This window comes from Aeromonas sp. sia0103, assembly GCF_963895295.1.
Classification (GTDB): Bacteria; Pseudomonadota; Gammaproteobacteria; order Enterobacterales; family Aeromonadaceae; genus Aeromonas; species Aeromonas encheleia.
The window spans coordinates 249,352-267,976 of the sequence record NZ_CAWQKG010000022.1 but is presented as its reverse complement, the minus strand read 5'-3'; the positions used below and the strand labels follow the sequence as shown (position 1 = coordinate 267,976).

The window sequence follows — 18,625 nt, the reverse complement described above, 5'->3', positions numbered from 1 at the left end:
GCGACCTGAATAATGAATGACATCGCTGCCGTAACAGGACAACTGGCAAGACTCAGGGAATCCCTCCAGCAGAAACAGCAGGAGCTCGATGGCATGGCCACGTTCTCCGATGCCGAGCGCACCCGCAGCATCCAGTTCATCGGCAAGCTGATGCAGGCCTGCCGCGGTCACGATCGTGAACTGGACAACCGGCTCGCCAAGCTCAAGCAGAAACTCGATGGCAATCCCCCGCTCTCGTCGCTGGATGGGGATCTGGCCGCCATCGAGAAGCTGCTGCAGCAACACGGCAGCGCGCTGGAGGAGTCCATCAGCCTGACCCAGGCCACCATAGAACTGGGCAGCAAGCAGCTCAAGTCCATCAAGGGCTTCCCGGAAGAGACCCGCCGCTCGCTCAAGGAGTTCCTGGCGAGCCCCGAAGGCTATGGCATCGGCGATCACCAGAAGAAGGTGGTCCGTCTGCTGGAGTTCTACCAGCAGGCCATCAAGATCCAGCTGCTGCCGACCCAGCCGCTGCTCACCCCCACTCAGGGGGCGGCCACCGATCTGGCGGCGCCCGGCCCCATGGATCCCTTCGATGTGAAGGCGCACGCCCAGATTGCCGACGAGTTGCAGCGACTCATCACCGAGCTCGACTTCGCCGGTGCCGTGGGCGAGAGCCTGGCGGACATCCGCCGCCAGCTGCTGGGGGGCATCACGCCGCCGCTGCTGGCCGAGATCTGCCTGCAGATCATCGAGCTCATCATCGAGGGCACCCGGGAGGAGCGTAAGTCCTCCCAGGCCTTCCTCAGCACCCTCAACGAGAGCCTGTCGGCGGTCCATTTCAGCTTCACCGAATCCCTCGACGAGGGTCGGGCGCTGCAAAATGCCACCCTGCTCAGCGGCCAGGCGCTCGATCGGGAGCTGGAGGCCATCGATCACACCCTGGCCAGGCACGACTCCCCCATGGAGCTCAAGGGCGCCATCGCCGGCCACCTGGACACCATTCGCCACCTGCAGCAGGACAGGGAAACCATGGCCAGCCGTGAGCGCCATCTGCTCACCCACCTGTCCAACATGGAAGCCAAGCTGCGGCTGATGAAGGAGGAGACCGCCGAGTACAAGAAGCGGCTCACCATCCAGAAGCACAAGCTGTTCCTCGACAGCCTGACCCAGGTCCACAATCGGGCGGCGCTCGACGAGCGGCTCGAACTGGAATACAAGCGCTGGCTGCGTTACAGCACCCCGCTGTGCCTGGCCATCATCGACATCGACCACTTCAAGAACATCAACGACAACTACGGCCACATGGCCGGTGACAAGGCGCTGAAGGTGGTCGCCAAGGCCCTGCAGAGCGCCTTGCGTGATACCGATTTCATCGCTCGCTTCGGCGGAGAGGAGTTCGTGGTGCTGCTGCCGAACATCAACCCGGACAAGTACCAGAAGCCGCTGGAAAACCTGCGTCAGACCATCAAGAGCATCCCGTTCCGGTTCAGGGACGCCAGGGTCGAGATCACCATCTCCATCGGCGCCACCCTGTTTCGCGAGGGGGATCACACCACTGATGCGTTCGAGCGGGCCGACAAGGCGCTCTACAGCTCCAAAAATCTGGGGCGGGATCAGGTCAATCTGGCCTGAACCCGGCCTGACCGCTGGCTAAAAAACCGGCAAACGCACTCCCGCCCTATTCCCCTGCCCCACCGCTTGCCTCTACTATCGAAATCGAGGGATGTCACGGCATCCCGTTTTCTCCCCAGGGAAAGCACAACGATAACAAGACGAGTGAAGGGGAACTTATGATTACGCACATCAATCCTGTCGGCAGCATGGACTTGCTGTCCCAACTCGAGGTGGACCGCCTCAAGCAGACCGCCTCCAGCGATATCTATCAACTGTTTCGCAACTGCTCGCTGGCGGTGCTCAACTCCGGCAGCCACACCGACAGCTCCAAAGAGATACTGGAGCGCTTCAAGTCTTTCGACATTCATGTGATCCGGCGCGAGCGCGGGGTCAAACTCGAGCTGTTCAATGCACCCGAGCACGCCTTCGTCGATGGCGAGATCATCCGCGGCATCCAGGAGCACCTCTTCTCTGTGCTGCGGGACATCCTCTACGTCTCGGCCCAGCTGGAGTCGAACCGCCAGGTCAATCTGACCAACGCCACCCACCTCTCCAACCTGGTGTTCGCCATACTGCGCAACGCCAAGGCGATCCTGCCGGGGGCGGATCCCAACCTGGTGGTGTGCTGGGGCGGTCATTCCATCAATGAGATCGAATACCAGTACACCCGCTCGGTGGGCAGTGAGCTGGGGCTGCGCGAGCTGAACATCTGCACCGGCTGCGGCCCGGGTGCCATGGAGGGGCCCATGAAGGGCGCCGCCGTCGGCCACGCCAAGCAGCGGGTACGCAACGGCCGCTATGTCGGCCTCACCGAGCCGTCCATCATCGCCGCCGAGCCGCCCAACCCCATCGTCAACGAGCTGGTGATCCTGCCGGACATCGAGAAGCGGCTGGAGGCCTTCGTGCGCCTCGGTCACGGCATCATCATCTTCCCCGGTGGGGTCGGCACCGCCGAGGAGCTGCTCTACCTGCTCGGCATCATGATGCACCCGGCCAACGAGCGCCAACCCATCCCCATCATCCTGACCGGTCCCAAGGAGAGTGCCGACTACTTCCGCGCCATCGACGACTTCGTCAAGGCGACCCTGGGGGAACCTGCCACCCGCCTCTACCGGATCATCATCGGCGATGCGCCCGAGGTGGCCCGGGTCATGAAGGAGGCCATGCCCAAGATCCGCGAATACCGCAAGTCGGTGGGGGATGCCTACTCCTTCAACTGGTCCTTGCGGATCGAGCCGGAGTTCCAGCTGCCATTCGAGCCGGATCACGCCAACATGGCCAGCCTGGATCTGCACCGCAACCAGCCGCCCCAGCTGCTGGCCGCCAACCTGCGCCGCGCCTTCTCCGGCATAGTCGCCGGCAACGTGAAGGAAGGAGGCATCCGCGCCATCGAGAAGAAGGGGCCCTTCAAGCTGCACGGTGACAAGGAGCTGATGCACCTGATGGACCGGCTGCTGGAGAGTTTCGTCAGACAGCAACGGATGAAGCTGCCCGGCAGCCAATACATCCCCTGCTACGAGATAGTGAAGTAAGCGGCGAGCTGACGGTACTGCGCCGATCATGACAGGAGGGGCACTGGAGTGCCCCTCTCTCGTTGACAGCAAGACCCCAGCACATGAAGGGCTACCATGACACCCGTCCCTTGTTACAATGGGCCGTCCCGACTTCCAAGAGCGCCCCATGTCAAACCTCAGGCCACACCTGCTCATCATCGATGCCCTCAACCTCATCCGTCGTCTGCATGCGGTTCAGGCCCAGCAGGCGCTGACCCCGGCCCAGGCCTTGCTCGCCACCCGCGCCAATCTCATCAACACCTGCAAGAGGCTGCTGGCCAGCAGCGAGCCGACCCACGTCATCGCGGTGTTTGACGGCGAGGTGCACAGCTGGCGCAAGGAGATCTATCCGGCCTACAAGGAGGGGCGCACTCCCATGCCAGCCGAGCTGCGCGACGGGCTGGCCGACCTGCAGGATGCCTTCTGGGAGTGCGGCGTGGATGCCCTGCTCTCCCAGACCGACGAGGCGGACGATCTTATCGCCACCTTAGCCTGCGCCGTTGCCCAGCACGGAGCCAGGGCCACCATCATCTCCACCGACAAGGGGTTCTGCCAGCTCATCTGCCCGCAGATCCAGATCCGGGACCATTTCAACAAGCGCTGGCTGGATGCGGCCTTCGTGCAGCAGCAATATGGCGTTACCCCCGACCAGCTGGTGGACTTCTGGGCCCTGACCGGCATCGGCGGCTCCAACATCAAGGGGGTGCCGGGCATAGGCCCCAAGACCGCCACCGCGCTATTGCTGCAACATGGCAACCTGGCCGCCCTGCTCAGCGCCTGCCAGCAGGAAGGGGCCGGCAAGCCCCTGCTCAAGCTGCGCCAGCATCAGGCTGAGGCGCTGCTGGCCCAGCGGCTGGTGCGCCTGCAGCGGGATATTCCGCTCGGCTTCAACCTGCGGGAGATACGCTACCCGCCGCAAGCCGGTGAATGAGACCAGGCCCGTCAGCACAGCATCCGATGGTGCGGCTCCTGTTGACATAAGTGGGATGAATGTAAAGAAACATGGAGGATGTGGTGCAAAAATGGTATAAAACAGCCGAATCCTCCCCCTCTGTTCCCTAGAAGTGGATACCTCTCATGTCAAAAAGAAAAATTACCGTCATTCCGGGCGACGGCATAGGCCCCAGCATCATCGAATCCGCCATCCAGATCCTGACTCACGCCGGTTGTGACTTTGACTACGACTACGCCGATGCCGGCCTGGTCGCGCTGGAGAAGCACGGCGAGCTGCTGCCCCAGGCCACGCTGGATCTGATCGAGAAGAACAAGGTCAGCCTGAAGGGCCCGCTCACCACTCCGGTCGGCGGTGGTTTTACCTCCATCAACGTCTCCCTGCGCAAGAAGTTCAACCTCTACGCCAACGTGCGCCCTGTCATCTCCTTCAAGGGCACCCGCAGCCGTTACGACAACATCGACATCATCACGGTGCGTGAAAACACCGAGGGCATGTACTCGGGTGCGGGCCAGAAGCGCAGCGATGACAACAACAGCGCCGAGGCGATGAGCATCATCACCCGTGACGGCGCCGAGCGCATCGTCACCTTCGCCTTCGAACTGGCCCGCCAGGAAGGGCGCAAGAAGGTCACCATCATCCACAAGGCCAACATCCTCAAGTCCACCTCTGGCCTGTTCCTGGAAGTGGCGCGCGAGGTCGCCGCCCGTTATCCAGATATCCAGAACGAGGAGATGATCGTCGACGCCGCCTGCATGAACCTGGTGATGTACCCGGAACGGTTCGATGTGATGGTCACCACCAACCTGTTCGGCGACATCCTCTCGGATCTCTGTGCCGGTCTGGTCGGCGGGCTGGGCATGGCCCCTGGTGCCAACATCGGTGAGGGTGCCGCCATCTTCGAAGCGGTACACGGCTCGGCGCCGGATATCGCCGGCAAGAACATCGCCAACCCGACCTCGGTGATCCTCGCCTCCATCCAGATGCTTGAATACCTGGGCATGCAGGACAAGGCCGAGCGCATCCGCGAGGCGGTGCGCTCGACCATAGAGTCCGGTGATCGGGTGACGCGGGATCTGGGGGGCAGCGCCTCCACCAGCGAATTTACCCAGGCCATCATCGACCGTCTGTAAATGCGCCTAACCATATGATTTTAAAAGGGAGCCTCGGCTCCCTTTGTTTTATACCGGATCCCCCTACCTCCCTCGTCAGATGAATACTATGTTCATATGAGGGATAAGGAGATCCACTATGCGTGCTACGTTCATCTTGCTGATCTTCAGCAGCAGTGCCATGGCATTAGACAGACCCATCGACAACGCCTGGTTGACGCCACCGCCCCAGAGCGCTCAACCGGCCGCGCAAGTCTGGCAGTCCACTATCGATACCAACGACCTGCTCAAGGCTCCCAAACAGCTCTCGTTTGGCGTGGACATCATGACCGACAGCAATGGTGCCCAGCAGATCACCCCCTACCAGAAACTGAACCTGACGGCCGAGAAGAGCGTGAGTCTCTCTTTCGAAAAGCACAAACCCAGGATCAAGTTCAACGCCGGCGGCATCAACACGGCGGTCAAGCTGAGGGGGGATGGGGTCAAGATGCAGTTCAACCCGACCGACAAGACCATACCGCTGCAGGTAGAGCTCAAGATCACGGATGACGAATCCATGATGCGCTTCGACTACCGTTTCTAAGAGCATCCCATAGCAAAAAACCGGACGGGTATACCCGTCCGGTTCTGTTTTGCCGTCACGATGACTGCGAGGGTGCTATCCCGAGGTCAGACCTTGGGCTCCAGCTTGGAAACCCAGTACTTGTTGTAGACGTGCACCGTGATCTCTTCCCGATCGTGATAGAGCTGCTTGGCCTGGATCACGAACGCATTGTCGATCTCCTTGAGCAGGCCACGCAACACCTCTATGTTGTGCACCGCCTCGGCATAGCGCTTCTTCATCGGCAGCTTGAGGTTGAACATGGCCTCCTGGCAGTCGTTCTCGCGGAACCAGTCGGCGATCATGTGGGTCACCCGTGCCGGCTTCTCCACCATGTCGCACACCAGCCAGTAGATGTTCTTCTTGCTGGGACGCCAGACGAAGCCGTCATCGCGCAGGTGTTTGACCTGACCGGTGTCCATCAGGGACGGGGCCATGGTGCCGTTATCCACCGCAGTCACCATCATGCCGCGACGCACCAGCTGATAAGTCCAGCCACCCGGGCAGGCGCCCAGATCGACGGCCTTCATGCCGGAGGTGAGGCGCAGATCCCACTCTTCCTTGGGCACGAACACATAGAAGGCCTCTTCCAGCTTGAGGCTGGAGCGGCTCGGTGCGTCCGGCGGGCAGCGCAGACGCGGGATCCCCATGTGGAATTCGGAGTTGTTGAACGAGTAGGAGTAACCGATCAGCAGGTGATCGTTGGCCATGAAGAAGGCGTGGAACACCGGACGGTGCGGCGTCTCCTTCTTGGTCAGCAACTCGTTGCTGCGCAGCGCCTGGCGCAGCGGCACTGTGAACTTGCGGCAGAAGGCCGACAGCTCTTTCGCTTCGTTGGTGTCGGCGGTCTCGACCCGCAGATCGCCGCAGATGGTGTAGCCGCTGGCCGCCTCTATGATGGGCGAGATCCGATCGGACAGATCCAGATCCTTCAGCTCATGGGTCACCACCAGCATCTGGCGGATGAAGATAAGCTCCTTGAACGGCAGTTTGCGGGCCAGCAGATCGGCCTGCTCCTCGTCATACAACTCGAAAATCACATAGCCGCTGTCGTCCTTGACCCGGGCGAAACCGTAACACTGCATGCTACTGGCACGTTCGGTGATCTCTGCCGCCGCCTCTTTCTCAAAACCGGGGCGGCAATAAAGCAGCAGATTATTCATTCTTTCCTCCAAGACGACAGCCAGCCCATATCAGAGCCGTCCATCCCAACATAAAACAGAGGCCACCGGCCGGGGTGATGAGCCCCAGCCCCTTGCTGCCAAGCAGCACCATGGCATAAATACTGCCGGAGAATCCCAGGATCCCCAGCACAAAGGCGGTGCCAGCGAAGGTGATCACCTTGCTGCGCACACCGCACCAACCCAGGATCAACAGGGCCAGTGCGTGAAAAAACTGATACTGCACGGCGGTGTTGAACGCCGCCAGACGGCCGGCATCGATGCCGGTCGCCGCCAGTCCGTGGGCGCCATAGGCCCCCAGCATGGTGGCCGTCAGGCCGAACAGGCCGGCCAGCACCAGCCAATGTCGATGGATTTGCATCCCACTCTCCTTGCTCTTCAAGGCACTCAGCGCGTTGCCGAGGTCGCGTCGATAAAGCGCCTCATCTGATCCGCCGCCTGTTGCAGGTTCTCCTGCTCGCTCACCCCGCTGGCTTTTCTCGGCTTGAAGCCATGATCACCATCGGTCAGCCAGTGGACCGATACGGCGGGTGAGAAGGGGAAATCGGCCAGTTCGGCACGGCTACCGAAGGTGTCGCGCTCCCCCTGCAACAACAGGGTCGGCGTCTTGATCTGCTTGAGCACCTCGCCCCGCCAGCTGTCGGGCTTGGCCGGGGGGTGGAAAGGATACCCGAGAATGAGCAATCCTGCAGCATTCATCTCGTCGCAGATCTCGGCCGCCATCCGTCCCCCCATGGACTTGCCCGCCAGAAACAGCCGGGGATGGGCAAACTGGTGCACCATCTCGTGCCAGTGGGCGAGCAGGACCGGCTGCCGGTCTGGCGGCCTGCGCTTGCCATCCAGGGCCCGCTTGCTCATGTAGGGGAAGTTGAAGCGGATCAACTCGATGTCCGGCCCCGCCAGCAAGGCAGAGAGCCGGGCGAGGAAGTCGTGCTCCATGCCGGCACCGGCACCGTGGGCCAGCAGAATGCGAACGGGGGCGTCCACCGCCCCTTCCCTCATCACCTCAGGCATCGGCGAGACGCGCCCGGCGACGGGCCTCCTCCTGCTCCACCAGCTCCAGCATCCAGTCGCGGAAGGCCACTATCTTGCCCTGATCAGACTGCTGCTCTTGGCACACCAGGTAGAAGGCGTTCTTGCTGACCAGCACCTGCTCGAACGGGCAGATGAGACGACCCGCTTCGATCTCGGGCTGGGCCAGCACGCTGTGGCCGAGCGCCACCCCCTGGCCGTGGATCGCCGCCTGGATCACCATGGTGGAGTGGCTGAAGATGGGCCCCTGGTTGACGTTCGGCGCATCGATGTCGAGCTGGCGGAACCAGGCCTTCCAGTCGCGACGGGAGGTGTCGTGCAGCAGGGTGTGCCGGACCAGATCCTCCGGGGTGCGCAGCGGCTTGGGGCCGGTCAGCAGCAGCGGCGAGCAGACCGGGATCAGGTATTCGGTGTGCAGCTTGTCACAGCGCAGTCCCGGCCAGTTGCCGCGACCATAGTAGATGGCCACGTCCACGTCATCGGTGAGCGAGCCTTCGTCCATGTCCACCGCCTTGATCCGCACGTCTATGTCCGGATGGCGTTCGCTGAACTTCACCAGCCTGGGCACCAGCCACTGGATGGCAAAGCTCGGCTGCAGGCTGACGGTGAGCGCGCCCTTGGCGCTGCGGGCCAGCAGCTTGTCGGTCGCCTCGGAGATGGAGGCGAAGATGTCCTTGATGTCGAGGAAGTAACTCTGCCCCTCCTCGGTCAACAGCAGGGAGCGGTTCTTGCGGCGAAACAGCTTGATGCCGAGGTACTCTTCCAGCGCCTTGATCTGGTGGCTGATGGCGGCCTGCGTCACGAACAGCTCTTCCGCTGCCCGGGTAAAGCTTAAGTGACGGGCGGCGGCTTCAAACGCTTTCAGTGCATTGAGCGGGGGTAAACGACGAGACATGAGATGACCGACGATGAGTTTTTCTAATGGTGCGCATTATAAATTGTCGGTTGCGGGCCGACCAGTGAATAAACATAATTCGCCACGCAATCCGTTGCCATATGGCTCACACCTTCTCTTCCATGTTGGTTTACATGTGGTTTTTGTGAGTGGGCCGGCAAAGATTGTGGTGTTGTGTTTCTTCCTCTGCGGGAAGAAGGGCTTAAATCGGACCGATTTAACCCAGTCTGTCATCTGAATGTGTTTGGCGCCTCCGGTTGGATGGCGCCTTTTTTCTTATCCCTATACCTTGAACTGCCCCACCAGCTGCTGCTGTTTGTCCGCCAGTTGCGACAACTCGCGTCCGTTGTCGGCCGAGGTGGCCGCCTCTGCCCTGATGGTGTGGCTCACATCGCGGATGTTGCTGACGTTGCGGTTGATCTCGTCCGCCACCCCGCTCTGCTCCTGGGCCGCACGGGCAATCTGCTCGTTCATCTGGTGGATGGTGCCGACCGCCTGGATGATCTGCTCCAGCACGCTGACCGACAGCTCCACCTTGCCGAGCGTCACATCCGCCTGGCTGTGGCCCGTCATGATCGCCTTGACCACCGCCTCGGTGCCCGACTGCAGCTGGCTGATCAGGGTCTGGATCTCGACGATGGCATTCTGGGTGCGGCCGGCCAGGTTGCGCACCTCGTCGGCCACCACCGCGAAGCCACGCCCCTGCTCGCCGGCCCGGGCGGCCTCGATGGCGGCATTGAGCGCCAGCAGGTTGGTCTGCTCGGCGATCCCCTGAATGACGATGAGGATGTCGTTGATGTTGTCGCTGTTGGCCGCCAGCCGCTCCACCACCGGCTTGGCGTCGCTGATCACCGTCATCAACCTGGACATGGCCTGCTGGGTGTCGGCCACCACGGACTTGCCCTCCTGCGCCGCCGTGTCGGCCTGATTGGCCGCATCCACCGCCGAATTCGCATTGCCCGCCACCTGCAAGGCGGTGGCGCTCAGCTCCTCGAACGCGGTGGCGACCAGATCCACCTCCTGATACTGGGCCTGCATGCCGGCGCTGGTGCGCTCGGCCCCCTGCGCCGCCTGGGTCGCGCTGGCCCGGGTGCCGGCGACCGTATCGATCACCTGACTGATGGTGGATTGCAGCTTGTCGAGGAAGTTGTTGAACCACCTGGCCAGCTCGCCGATCTCGTCATCGCGCTGCAGCTCGATACGCTGGGTCAGATCCCCCTCGCCGCTGGCGATGTCCTTGAGACGGGCCACCACGATGCGAATGGGGGCGACTATCCGCTGCGCCATCAGCCAGATGCAGAGCAGGGCGAGCAGCGAGATCACGCCCCCGATCAGCAGCTGTGCGACCACGCTGCGCTGGGCCTGGCCTTCGAGTTCCCCCTGCAACTGCAGGGCAGAGGAGAGCACCACGGCGCGGGGCAGCTCGATGTAGATGCCCCACTTGCGATCGGTGCCACGCATCCTGACCGGCACGAAGGTCTGCAACAAGGCGCCATCCGGGCTCCAGCGGGTAACCACCTCGCCCTGGCCGAGCCAGCCCTTCAGATCCGTCGCCAGCCCCTGATCCTGCTGGCCAAGGAGGTTGCCGAGCCTGACCTCGAATCCCTCCACCCCGGCCACTCGGCCCTCGTGGCTGAGCAGCAGCACCTTGCCCTGCCCCTCATAGAGGGTCTTGTCCATCTCCTCCACCAGGCTCTGCAGCCTGGTCAAGGAGATATCCACCCCGACCATGCCGAGCAGGGTCCCCTGCTCCAGCAGGGGCGCCGTCACCGAGGTCATCAGCACCTCCTGGGTGCCGACCTCGTCGAGATAAGGCTCGAGCAGGCAGAGGGCCCGCGAGCGGATGCTGCAGCTGTACCAGCCATTTTCCACCCCGCCGTTGGCGGTCGGCTTGTCGTCGGCCAGCACTGCCTCATCCATGACCTCCAGCGTCACCTTGCCATCGACCCTGGCCCAGTAACTGGAGAAACGCCCCTTGTCATTGGCCCCCAGCGCTGTCGAGCCCTGGTAGTTGGCGTCCTCGCCATCGAGCTGATTGGGCTCGAAGACCCCATAGACCCCGAGCAGGTTGGCGGACGATTCTGCCGCATCCTGCAGCTGCTGGTTCACCGCGCCGCGCAGCGCCTCCGAGTGGACGAAGTTGTCGGCCGCGTTCTTGCGCTGGAACAGTACGCTCTCGGCCAGCAGGGTGGCCCGGAAATAGGCTTCATCGAGATAGCTGGTCACCCTGGCCGCCTGGGTAGCACCCATGGCCTGCATCCAGTTCTCCGCCGCATGTTGCGCCTCCAGGGTGGTGGAAGTGAGTACCTGCTCCTGCATGCGAGCGGCATTGAAGAGGGAGGACGCCACCAGTGCCGCGGCACTGGCCAGTAAACAACAGCCGGCGATCAGGGTGATCCGGCCCTGAACAGAAAGAGAACTCATGCCACATTTCCTGACTTCTAAAGGTGTAAGTACTGTATCGGTTTAGGAAACAAAAACTTAACCATATCAACTCAGATCCAGGCTGAGTTGGTTGATTTCCCCGGCACCGGGCAGACCCACCACCAGGCCGAGCAGGCGAATGGGTTTTCCTTGAGCCCTTTGCAGCCCCTCGTGCAGCAGGTCGTGGAACAGGGCGGCCTGATAACCCCCGCGGCGGTAGACGGTGGTCTGCTGAAAGTCGGCAAACTTGAGCTTGATCCCCTGCCCCATCAGCGCCTCGGCGGGGCAGGCCCGGGCGAAGCGCAGCTCCAGCTCGGGGATGAGCTGGCTCAACACCTGCCAGCAGGCCGCCTCGTCCAGCACATCGCTGGCGAGCGTGGTCTCCACCCCTATGCTCTTGCGCACCCGTTGGGCCTGCACCGGCTGATCGTCCTGGCCCCAGATCCGCCCCGTCAGCATCTCTCCCAGCTTGCCGAAGCGGGCACAGAGCTCCTCGGCAGAGAGGGCCCTGGCGTCCTCGCAGGAGTAGAGCCCCTGGGACTCCAGCCGATCCGCGGTCTTGCGCCCTATGCCGGGCAACTTGCCGAGGGGCAGCTGGCGCACAAACTCGTCCACCTCCTGCGGCCTTATCACGAACAGGCCGTCCGGCTTGCGCTGCTCGGAGGCGAGCTTGGCCAGAAACTTGTTCGGCGCGACCCCGGCCGAGGCGGTCAGCCCCAGTTCGCTGACGATGGCGGCGCGGATCTCGGCCGCCATCAGGGTGGCGCTGCCGCCGCAGTTGGGGCTGTCGGTGACGTCGAGGTAGGCCTCGTCCAGAGAGAGCGGCTCCACCAGCTCGGTGTAGCGCAGGAAGATGGCGCGCAGCTGGCGGGAGACCTCCTTGTAGAGCGCCATCCGGCCAGGGATGAGGACCAGTGGCGGGCAGAGCTTCATGGCCAGGCCGCTCGGCATGGCGGAGCGCACCCCGAAGCGGCGCGCCACATAGTTGCAGGTCGAGATGACGCCGCGCCGATCGGCGGAACCGCCGATGGCCAGCGGCACCTCGCGCAGGGCCGGGTTGTCCCGCATCTCCACCGCGGCGAAGAAGCAGTCCATGTCGATGTGAATGATCTTGCGCATACCACTGTATAAATAGACAGGCAATATTCCCATGCTACCCCAGCACTGTCATTTCTGCCAGCACGCGAGCGGAGGAGAGAGAATAGACTCTTAAGGCACCGTTCAATCTGAGACTCAAGGAGGAGAGAGATGAGAAAATTCTGGCTGGGACTCTGCCTGCTGCCGCTGCTTGGCATGGCCAAGGATCAACCGACCGCGGAGTGCAGCTGGCTGTTCGAGCGCATCGAGCTGCTGGAGAAGGCCATCAAACAGGGGGACGAGCTCGGCACCCGGGAGGAGCTGGCGCGCTGGCAGGCGGAGTTCAACAAGAAGCGCTGTCGCCAGTACGACTACTGAGCGCCATAAAAAAGCGAGCCGACCATGGGTCGGCTCGCTGGCATTCGAGAGCTGTTGCGACCGGGGCCGCGAGTCAGATGATCCGGTTATCGACCAGCATCTTGCGACGGGCCTCTTCCTTGGCCATCTTCTTCTTGCGGTTGTCGCAGGGCTCCGGGCAATCACACTCCTTTTCGATCCCTATAGTGCCGAGCCCTCCACAGGAACCGGAAATGGTCTTCTTCTGGAAGATGTAGCCGATGGCCATGGCCACCACTACCGCCAGAAACACCCCGAAGGTAATCAGAAAAATCTGCATGTTGTTACCCCTTACTTCTTAACCAGATAGGGCTTGAAGGCATCCGAATAGGCCTCTTCGAAGCCGTCGTCCGTCTTGGTGATGATGAAGATCGCCAGACCCCGCTCCTTGGCATAGGCCAGGCTCTTCTGAGGCCCCATCACCATGAACACGGTCGCCAACCCGTCTGCGGTCATGCAGGAGGGGTGGATCACCGTCACCGATACCATGCGATGCTGGATGGGCTTGCCCGTCACCGGATCTATGGTGTGGGAGAAGCGCTTGCCATCCATCTCGTAGTAGTTGCGATACTCACCCGAGGTGGCTACGCCGTTGTCCCCCGGCAGGATCACCTCCTGCACCGAGCCGGCATTGGCGGTCGGCTTCTCGATGGCGACGCGCCAGGGGTGTCCCTTGCCGTTGACGCCATTGATGCGCAGCTCACCGCCGATCTCCACCAGGTAGTTGCGCGACCCCAGGGATTCCAGATACTCGGCGACCTTGTCCACCCCGAAACCCTTGGCGATGGCGGAGAGATCCACGTAGAGATCCGGAATGTCTTTTTGCAGGGTATCGGCATCGGCGGAGGTGATCACGTGCAGGTTGCCCAGCCCCGTCTTCTGGCGGGTCTGGCTGATCAGCTCGTCGGACGGCACCTTGGTCGGCCGCTTGTCCGGGCCAAAGCCCCACAGATTGACCAGGGGACCCACGGTCACATCCAGTGCGCCGCGGCTCTCGCGGCCAATGTGAATGGCCTCGGTCACCACCCGTGCTGTGTCGCGGGACACCACCAGCGGGGTCGAGCCCTTGTGCTGGTTGAAGCGCGACAGCTCGGAATCGGGGCGGTAGGTCGACATCTGATCATTGACCCGCTCCAGCAGGACATCGACTTCGGCCTGCAGCTTGGCCGCGTCTGTGACGCTGCCATCCGCCACCTTGATGGAATAATAGGTACCCATGGTGCTGCCGGTGATGTGGATCTCCGGCTTGGATTGGACCGTTTCCTGACCGCACCCCGTCAAGAAAAAGGCTAGCCCGAAGGCTAGCCAGGTCTTTACAACACTGTGCATGGATTAACCACCAAAGTCATCCAACAGGATGTTTTCGTCTTCAACACCGAGGTTTTTCAGCATGTTGATGACGGCAGCGTTCATGACGGGAGGCCCGCACATGTAGAACTCGCAATCTTCCGGCGCCTCGTGGTTCTTGAGATAGTTCTCGAACAAGACGTTGTGGATGAAGCCAGTGTAGCCATCCCAGTTGTCTTCCGGTTGCGGATCGGACAGCGCGACGTGCCACTGGAAGTTGTCGTTCTCGGCGGCCAGCATGTCGAAGTCTTCGACATAGAACATCTCGCGCTTGGAACGGGCACCGTACCAGAAGCTCATCTTGCGCTTGGTCTTCAGGCGACGCAGCTGATCGAAGATGTGGGAGCGCATCGGCGCCATGCCCGCACCACCGCCGACGAACACCATCTCGGCGTCGGTGTCCTTGGCGAAGAACTCACCGAACGGACCCGAGATGGTCACCTTGTCACCAGCTTTCAAGCTGAAGATATAGGAGGACATCTGGCCGGGAGGCGCGGTCCAGTTGCTGGGCGGCGGGGTCGCGATCCGCACGTTCAGCATGATGATGCCGAACTCTTCCGGATAGTTGGCCATGGAATAAGCACGGATGATCGGCTCATTGACCTTGGACTCCAGCTCGAAGATCTTGAAGCGATCCCAGTCCCCGCGATACTCCTCGGGAATATCGAAGTTCTTGTACTGCACGTGGTGGGCAGGGGCTTCGATCTGGATATAACCACCGGCGCGGAACGGCACGCTCTCGCCGTCCGGGATCTGCAGCTTGAGCTCCTTGATGAAGGTGGCCTTGTTATCGTTGGAGATAACGGTGCAATCCCACTTCTTCACCCCGAAGATCTCTTCCGGCAGCTCGATGTCCATGTCGGAACGGACGGTGACCTGACAGGCCAGACGCTCGCCATGACGGGCTTCGCCCTTGCTGATGTGATCCAGCTCGGTCGGCAGAATATCGCCGCCGCCGGCTTTCACCCGCACCTTGCACTGACCACAGGAGCCACCGCCGCCACAGGCGGAGGAGACGAAGATACCGCTGCCGGCCAACACGCCGAGCAGCTTGCCACCCGCCGGGCTGGTGACAGCCTTGGCCGGGTCGCCGTTGATGCTGATTGTCACGTCACCGGCGGTCACCAGCTTGGACTTGGCGAACAGAATGACTGCCACCAGGGCCAGCAGGATCACGGTGAACATGACCACACCCAGAATAATTTCCATCTATATTTCCTTTCCGATTACAGGGAAATACCAGAGAAGGACATGAAGCCCAGCGCCATCAGACCCGCGGTGATGAAGGTGATGCCGAGGCCACGCAGGCCTTCCGGAACATCGGAGTACTTCATCTTCTCGCGGATCCCCGCCATCGCCACGATGGCCAGCATCCAACCGGCACCCGAGCCCACGCCATAGACCACAGACTCCACGAAGTTGTAGTCACGCTGCACCATGAAGGAGACGCCACCGAAGATGGCGCAGTTCACGGTGATGAGCGGCAGGAAGATACCCAGGGCGTTGTAGAGCGCAGGGAAATACTTGTCCAGCGCCATCTCCAGGATCTGCACCAGCGCCGCGATCACCCCGATGAAGGTGATGAAGCTCAGGAAGCTCAGATCCAGGCCGGATACCAGGGCGCCATCTTTCAGGACGTAGTTGTAGATCAGGTTGTTGGCCGGCACGGCCACGGTCTGTACCACAATGACGGCGATACCCAGACCCATGGCCGTCTTGACCTTCTTGGACACCGCCAGGAAGGTACACATCCCCAGGAAGAAGGAGAGCGCCAGGTTTTCGATGAAGATCGAACGAATCAACAGACTCAGATAGTGTTCCATACCTTAATCCTTTGCCTCCACCTGCTTGGGATCCTTGGTGCGAACGCCCCAGATGATCAGACCAATGATGAAGAATGCACTCGGCGGCAGCAGCAGCAGGCCGTTAGGCACATACCAGCCACCATTGTTCACCAGCGGCAGCAGCTCGATACCGAACCAGGTGCCGGAGCCCAGGATTTCACGCACTGTGGCCACGGCCAGCAGCACGGCGCCGTAACCCAGACCGTTGCCGATACCGTCCAGGAAGGAGGGCAGCGGGGCGCTCTTCATGGCATAGGCTTCGGCACGACCCATCACGATGCAGTTGGTGATGATCAGACCCACGAATACCGACAGTTGCTTGGAGATGTCATAGGCATAGGCCTTGAGCACCTGGTCAACCACGATAACCAGCGAGGCAATCACCGCCATCTGGGCGATGATCCGCACGCTGTTCGGGATCTGATTGCGGATCAGGGAGATGAACAGGTTGGAGAAGGCGGTGACCGCGGTAACGGCCAGCGTCATCACGAACGCCGTCTTCATCTGGCTGGTAACGGCCAGCGCGGAACAGACACCCAGCACCTGCAAGGCGATGGGGTTGTTGCCGAGCACAGGCGTCAACAGCAATTTTTTCATTTCGCTCTTGTCAGCCATTGTTGATTTCTCCTGCACGAACCTTGGCCAGGAAAGGACCAAAGCCCTTGGGTCCCATCCAGAAGTCAAACGTGTGCTGTACGCCATTGCCGGTCAGGGTCGCGCCGGACAGGCCATCGATGTCATGCTCGGAACCAGCCGGAGCATGCCCCTTGATCACCCGCAGTGCGGGCTGACCGTCTTGATCGAACAGCTTCTTGCCGACGAAGAGTTCACGCCAGGCCGGATTCTCGATCTCGCCGCCCAGACCCGGTGTTTCGCCGTGATCATAGTAGGTGATGCCCTTGATGGTTTGACCATCGGCCGCGACCGCCACGAAGGCGTACATGGTGGACCACAGACCCTGGCCGTAGACCGGCAGTATGATGTTGTCGACCTTGCCTTCTGCGTCCTTCGCGAAGAACACCGGCACCAGCTTGGAGATCTGACGCAGGCCAGCCTTGTCGTCGGCCGGGGCCAGACGGATGTTCTTGGCCGGATCCTTCGCCGCCAGCTTGGTGTCGAAGTTGTCGGCATCGCCGTCAACGAACTCACCCGTGGTCAGATCGACCAGGCGCGCTTCAATCTTGTTGCCATACAGCTGGGCCAGATCACGCTTGGCCACGGAGCTGACATCGACACCGGCAACGGACAGGATGTTGCTTTGCTTGTCCAGCGCCCTGTTTTCCAGCTGAGCCGGGCGCAGCCCCACGGCGGCCACGGAGACCACGATGGAACACACCAGACACAGACCGGTCACCACGGTGAGGGTGCCGATGGTTGAGTCTTTATTAAACGCCACGTGCGATCCTCCGCTTGATGTTCGCCTGCGCCACGAAATGGTCAAACAAGGGGGCAAACAGGTTAGCAAACAGAATGGCCAACATCATGCCTTCCGGGAACGCGGGGTTCACTACCCGGATCAGCACTACCATGACGCCGATGAGGGCGCCGTACCACCACTTGCCCTTGTTGGTAAAGGCGGCGGAGACCGGATCGGTCGCCATGAAGGCCATACCAAAGGCGAAGCCGCCCAGCACCAGATGCCAGTGCCACGGCATGTTGAACATGGGGTTGGTGTCGGAACCTATGACGTTGAACAGCAGGGAGGTGGCCACCATGCCGATCATCACACCGGCGATGATGCGCCAGGAGGCGATCCGCATGTAGACGATCATGGCCGCACCGATGAGGATCATCAGGGTGGAGACTTCACCGATGGAACCCGGCAGGTTCCCCAGGAAGGCATCCATCCAGCTGATGGCTTCGCCGGTGGCACCGTTGATCAGCGCCATCTGGCCGCCCTGGGCCCACTGGCTCAGCGCGGTCGCGCCTGAATAGCCGTCAACGGCCACCCAGACGGCATCGCCGGAGATCTGACCGGGGTAGGCGAAGAACAGGAACGCACGACCCGCCAGGGCCGGGTTCAGGAAGTTCTTGCCAGTACCACCGAACACTTCCTTGGCCAGCACCACACCGAAGGTGATGCCGAGCGCGGCTTGCCACAGGGGCAGCTCGGGCGGCACTATCAGGGCGAACAGGATGGAGGTCACGAAGAAGCCTTCGTTGATCTCGTGCTTGCGCACCATGGCGAACAGCACTTCCCAGAAGCCACCGACCAGGAACACGGTCAGGTAGATGGGCAGGAAGTGGGCCGCACCGATCAGCATCTTGCTGCCGATGCCGGCCACGGCCGGATCCAGCGAGGCACCCAGCAGGGTCGCGATGGTGTATTGCCAGGTATCGGCACCGGCCGCGCTGCCCAGATGGGCGATGGCGGCGATGGACTGATTACCGACGTTGAACATGCCCCAGAACATGGCCGGGAACACGGCCAGCCACACCATGATCATCATGCGTTTCAGATCGATCGCATCACGGACGTGGGCAGCATTGCGGGTCACGGACCCGGGGGTATAAAACAGGGTATACGCCGCCTCGAACAGGGCATAGTACTTGGAGTACTTGCCGCCCGGCTCGAAGTGATGTTCCAAATTTTCAAGAAGTTGCTTGAAACTCAT

At 61.6% G+C, this 18,625-nt stretch carries 19 protein-coding genes; 6 read left to right on the top strand and 13 right to left on the bottom strand.

The features are described 5' to 3' along the window. Positions 1 to 12 precede the first annotated feature (12 nt). The 5 genes from AACW18_RS09690 (at position 13) to AACW18_RS09670 (ending at position 5,796) form a co-directional block, all read left to right on the top strand. The gene (locus AACW18_RS09690; RefSeq protein ID WP_218328962.1) at positions 13 to 1,614 is read left to right on the top strand and encodes a GGDEF domain-containing protein; all 1,602 of its coding nucleotides are present in this window, start codon (positions 13 to 15) and stop codon (positions 1,612 to 1,614) included. 158 nt (positions 1,615 to 1,772) lie between these two features. Further along, a complete protein-coding gene (gene ppnN, locus AACW18_RS09685) occupies positions 1,773 to 3,128 on the top strand; it encodes a nucleotide 5'-monophosphate nucleosidase PpnN (protein ID WP_218388511.1) in 1,356 nt (451 codons plus the stop codon). Positions 3,129 to 3,276: 148 nt separating this feature from the next. Next, the gene (gene xni / locus AACW18_RS09680; RefSeq protein ID WP_218388510.1) at positions 3,277 to 4,080 is read left to right on the top strand and encodes a flap endonuclease Xni; all 804 of its coding nucleotides are present in this window, start codon (positions 3,277 to 3,279) and stop codon (positions 4,078 to 4,080) included. Between the two features lie 146 nt (positions 4,081 to 4,226). Continuing rightward, positions 4,227 to 5,234 carry an isocitrate dehydrogenase gene (locus tag AACW18_RS09675; RefSeq protein ID WP_218388509.1) on the top strand — a complete coding sequence of 336 codons (1,008 nt, stop codon included), beginning with the start codon at positions 4,227 to 4,229 and terminating at the stop codon, positions 5,232 to 5,234. Between the two features lie 118 nt (positions 5,235 to 5,352). Continuing rightward, a complete protein-coding gene (locus AACW18_RS09670; protein ID WP_042654087.1) occupies positions 5,353 to 5,796 on the top strand; it encodes a hypothetical protein in 444 nt (147 codons plus the stop codon). A gap of 86 nt (positions 5,797 to 5,882) precedes the next feature. Here AACW18_RS09670 and rlmM read toward each other — a convergent pair whose 3' ends face one another. The 6 genes from rlmM to dinB form a co-directional block, all read right to left on the bottom strand. Then, positions 5,883 to 6,977 carry a 23S rRNA (cytidine(2498)-2'-O)-methyltransferase RlmM gene (rlmM, locus tag AACW18_RS09665; protein ID WP_042654088.1) on the bottom strand — a complete coding sequence of 365 codons (1,095 nt, stop codon included), beginning with the start codon at positions 6,975 to 6,977 and terminating at the stop codon, positions 5,883 to 5,885. Further along, on the bottom strand, positions 6,970 to 7,356 hold the full coding sequence (locus AACW18_RS09660) for a DUF423 domain-containing protein (RefSeq protein WP_042654089.1): 387 nt from the start codon (positions 7,354 to 7,356) through the stop codon (positions 6,970 to 6,972). Before AACW18_RS09660 ends, rlmM begins: the two co-directional genes overlap by 8 nt. Positions 7,357 to 7,382: 26 nt before the next feature. Next, complete coding sequence (locus AACW18_RS09655; protein WP_218388508.1) at positions 7,383 to 8,009, bottom strand: alpha/beta fold hydrolase; 627 nt, start codon at positions 8,007 to 8,009, stop codon at positions 7,383 to 7,385. Then, positions 8,002 to 8,922: a transcriptional regulator GcvA gene (locus AACW18_RS09650; protein ID WP_042654091.1), complete on the bottom strand. Its 921-nt coding sequence runs from the start codon at positions 8,920 to 8,922 to the stop codon at positions 8,002 to 8,004. The genes AACW18_RS09655 and AACW18_RS09650 overlap by 8 nt, the downstream gene beginning before the upstream one ends. 282 nt (positions 8,923 to 9,204) lie before the next feature. Further along, positions 9,205 to 11,346, bottom strand: coding sequence for a methyl-accepting chemotaxis protein (locus tag AACW18_RS09645; protein WP_218388507.1), 2,142 nt, complete (start codon positions 11,344 to 11,346; stop codon positions 9,205 to 9,207). Positions 11,347 to 11,412: 66 nt separating this feature from the next. Further along, positions 11,413 to 12,465: a DNA polymerase IV gene (gene dinB, locus AACW18_RS09640; RefSeq protein WP_042654093.1), complete on the bottom strand. Its 1,053-nt coding sequence runs from the start codon at positions 12,463 to 12,465 to the stop codon at positions 11,413 to 11,415. A gap of 129 nt (positions 12,466 to 12,594) precedes the next feature. On the opposite strand from dinB, the gene AACW18_RS09635 reads away from it, so the two are divergent. Beyond that, on the top strand, positions 12,595 to 12,801 hold the full coding sequence (locus AACW18_RS09635) for a hypothetical protein (RefSeq protein ID WP_042654094.1): 207 nt from the start codon (positions 12,595 to 12,597) through the stop codon (positions 12,799 to 12,801). 73 nt (positions 12,802 to 12,874) lie between these two features. Here AACW18_RS09635 and nqrM read toward each other — a convergent pair whose 3' ends face one another. The 7 genes from nqrM to AACW18_RS09600 are packed head-to-tail and all read right to left on the bottom strand — an operon-like array spanning position 12,875 to position 18,625. Beyond that, positions 12,875 to 13,099, bottom strand: a complete 225-nt coding sequence (gene nqrM, locus AACW18_RS09630) for a (Na+)-NQR maturation NqrM (protein ID WP_042654095.1) — start codon at positions 13,097 to 13,099, stop codon at positions 12,875 to 12,877. 11 nt (positions 13,100 to 13,110) lie between these two features. Further along, the gene (locus tag AACW18_RS09625) at positions 13,111 to 14,148 is read right to left on the bottom strand and encodes an FAD:protein FMN transferase (protein WP_042654096.1); all 1,038 of its coding nucleotides are present in this window, start codon (positions 14,146 to 14,148) and stop codon (positions 13,111 to 13,113) included. Positions 14,149 to 14,151: 3 nt separating this feature from the next. Then, complete coding sequence (nqrF, locus tag AACW18_RS09620) at positions 14,152 to 15,375, bottom strand: NADH:ubiquinone reductase (Na(+)-transporting) subunit F (RefSeq protein ID WP_042654097.1); 1,224 nt, start codon at positions 15,373 to 15,375, stop codon at positions 14,152 to 14,154. 17 nt (positions 15,376 to 15,392) lie between these two features. Further along, a complete protein-coding gene (gene nqrE, locus AACW18_RS09615; protein WP_005330713.1) occupies positions 15,393 to 15,989 on the bottom strand; it encodes an NADH:ubiquinone reductase (Na(+)-transporting) subunit E in 597 nt (198 codons plus the stop codon). 3 nt (positions 15,990 to 15,992) lie between these two features. Beyond that, complete coding sequence (locus tag AACW18_RS09610) at positions 15,993 to 16,625, bottom strand: NADH:ubiquinone reductase (Na(+)-transporting) subunit D (RefSeq protein WP_042654098.1); 633 nt, start codon at positions 16,623 to 16,625, stop codon at positions 15,993 to 15,995. Further along, positions 16,618 to 17,406, bottom strand: a complete 789-nt coding sequence (locus tag AACW18_RS09605) for a Na(+)-translocating NADH-quinone reductase subunit C (RefSeq protein WP_042654099.1) — start codon at positions 17,404 to 17,406, stop codon at positions 16,618 to 16,620. Before AACW18_RS09605 ends, AACW18_RS09610 begins: the two co-directional genes overlap by 8 nt. Then, positions 17,396 to 18,625, bottom strand: a complete 1,230-nt coding sequence (locus tag AACW18_RS09600; RefSeq protein WP_042654100.1) for an NADH:ubiquinone reductase (Na(+)-transporting) subunit B — start codon at positions 18,623 to 18,625, stop codon at positions 17,396 to 17,398. The genes AACW18_RS09605 and AACW18_RS09600 overlap by 11 nt, the downstream gene beginning before the upstream one ends.

Bases quoted from the DNA above. Each gene is read 5' to 3' on its own strand.
- AACW18_RS09690 (WP_218328962.1), top strand. From the start codon at position 13: ATGAATGACATCGCTGCCGTAACAGGACAACTGGCAAGACTCAGGGAA.
- ppnN (WP_218388511.1), top strand. From the start codon at position 1,773: ATGATTACGCACATCAATCCTGTCGGCAGCATGGACTTGCTGTCCCAA.
- xni (WP_218388510.1), top strand. From the start codon at position 3,277: ATGTCAAACCTCAGGCCACACCTGCTCATCATCGATGCCCTCAACCTC.
- AACW18_RS09675 (WP_218388509.1), top strand. From the start codon at position 4,227: ATGTCAAAAAGAAAAATTACCGTCATTCCGGGCGACGGCATAGGCCCC.
- AACW18_RS09670 (WP_042654087.1), top strand. From the start codon at position 5,353: ATGCGTGCTACGTTCATCTTGCTGATCTTCAGCAGCAGTGCCATGGCA.
- rlmM (WP_042654088.1), bottom strand. From the start codon at position 6,977: ATGAATAATCTGCTGCTTTATTGCCGCCCCGGTTTTGAGAAAGAGGCG.
- AACW18_RS09660 (WP_042654089.1), bottom strand. From the start codon at position 7,356: ATGCAAATCCATCGACATTGGCTGGTGCTGGCCGGCCTGTTCGGCCTG.
- AACW18_RS09655 (WP_218388508.1), bottom strand. From the start codon at position 8,009: ATGCCTGAGGTGATGAGGGAAGGGGCGGTGGACGCCCCCGTTCGCATT.
- AACW18_RS09650 (WP_042654091.1), bottom strand. From the start codon at position 8,922: ATGTCTCGTCGTTTACCCCCGCTCAATGCACTGAAAGCGTTTGAAGCC.
- AACW18_RS09645 (WP_218388507.1), bottom strand. From the start codon at position 11,346: ATGAGTTCTCTTTCTGTTCAGGGCCGGATCACCCTGATCGCCGGCTGT.
- dinB (WP_042654093.1), bottom strand. From the start codon at position 12,465: ATGCGCAAGATCATTCACATCGACATGGACTGCTTCTTCGCCGCGGTG.
- AACW18_RS09635 (WP_042654094.1), top strand. From the start codon at position 12,595: ATGAGAAAATTCTGGCTGGGACTCTGCCTGCTGCCGCTGCTTGGCATG.
- nqrM (WP_042654095.1), bottom strand. From the start codon at position 13,099: ATGCAGATTTTTCTGATTACCTTCGGGGTGTTTCTGGCGGTAGTGGTG.
- AACW18_RS09625 (WP_042654096.1), bottom strand. From the start codon at position 14,148: ATGCACAGTGTTGTAAAGACCTGGCTAGCCTTCGGGCTAGCCTTTTTC.
- nqrF (WP_042654097.1), bottom strand. From the start codon at position 15,375: ATGGAAATTATTCTGGGTGTGGTCATGTTCACCGTGATCCTGCTGGCC.
- nqrE (WP_005330713.1), bottom strand. From the start codon at position 15,989: ATGGAACACTATCTGAGTCTGTTGATTCGTTCGATCTTCATCGAAAAC.
- AACW18_RS09610 (WP_042654098.1), bottom strand. From the start codon at position 16,625: ATGGCTGACAAGAGCGAAATGAAAAAATTGCTGTTGACGCCTGTGCTC.
- AACW18_RS09600 (WP_042654100.1), bottom strand. From the start codon at position 18,625: ATGAGTTTCAAGCAACTTCTTGAAAATTTGGAACATCACTTCGAGCCG.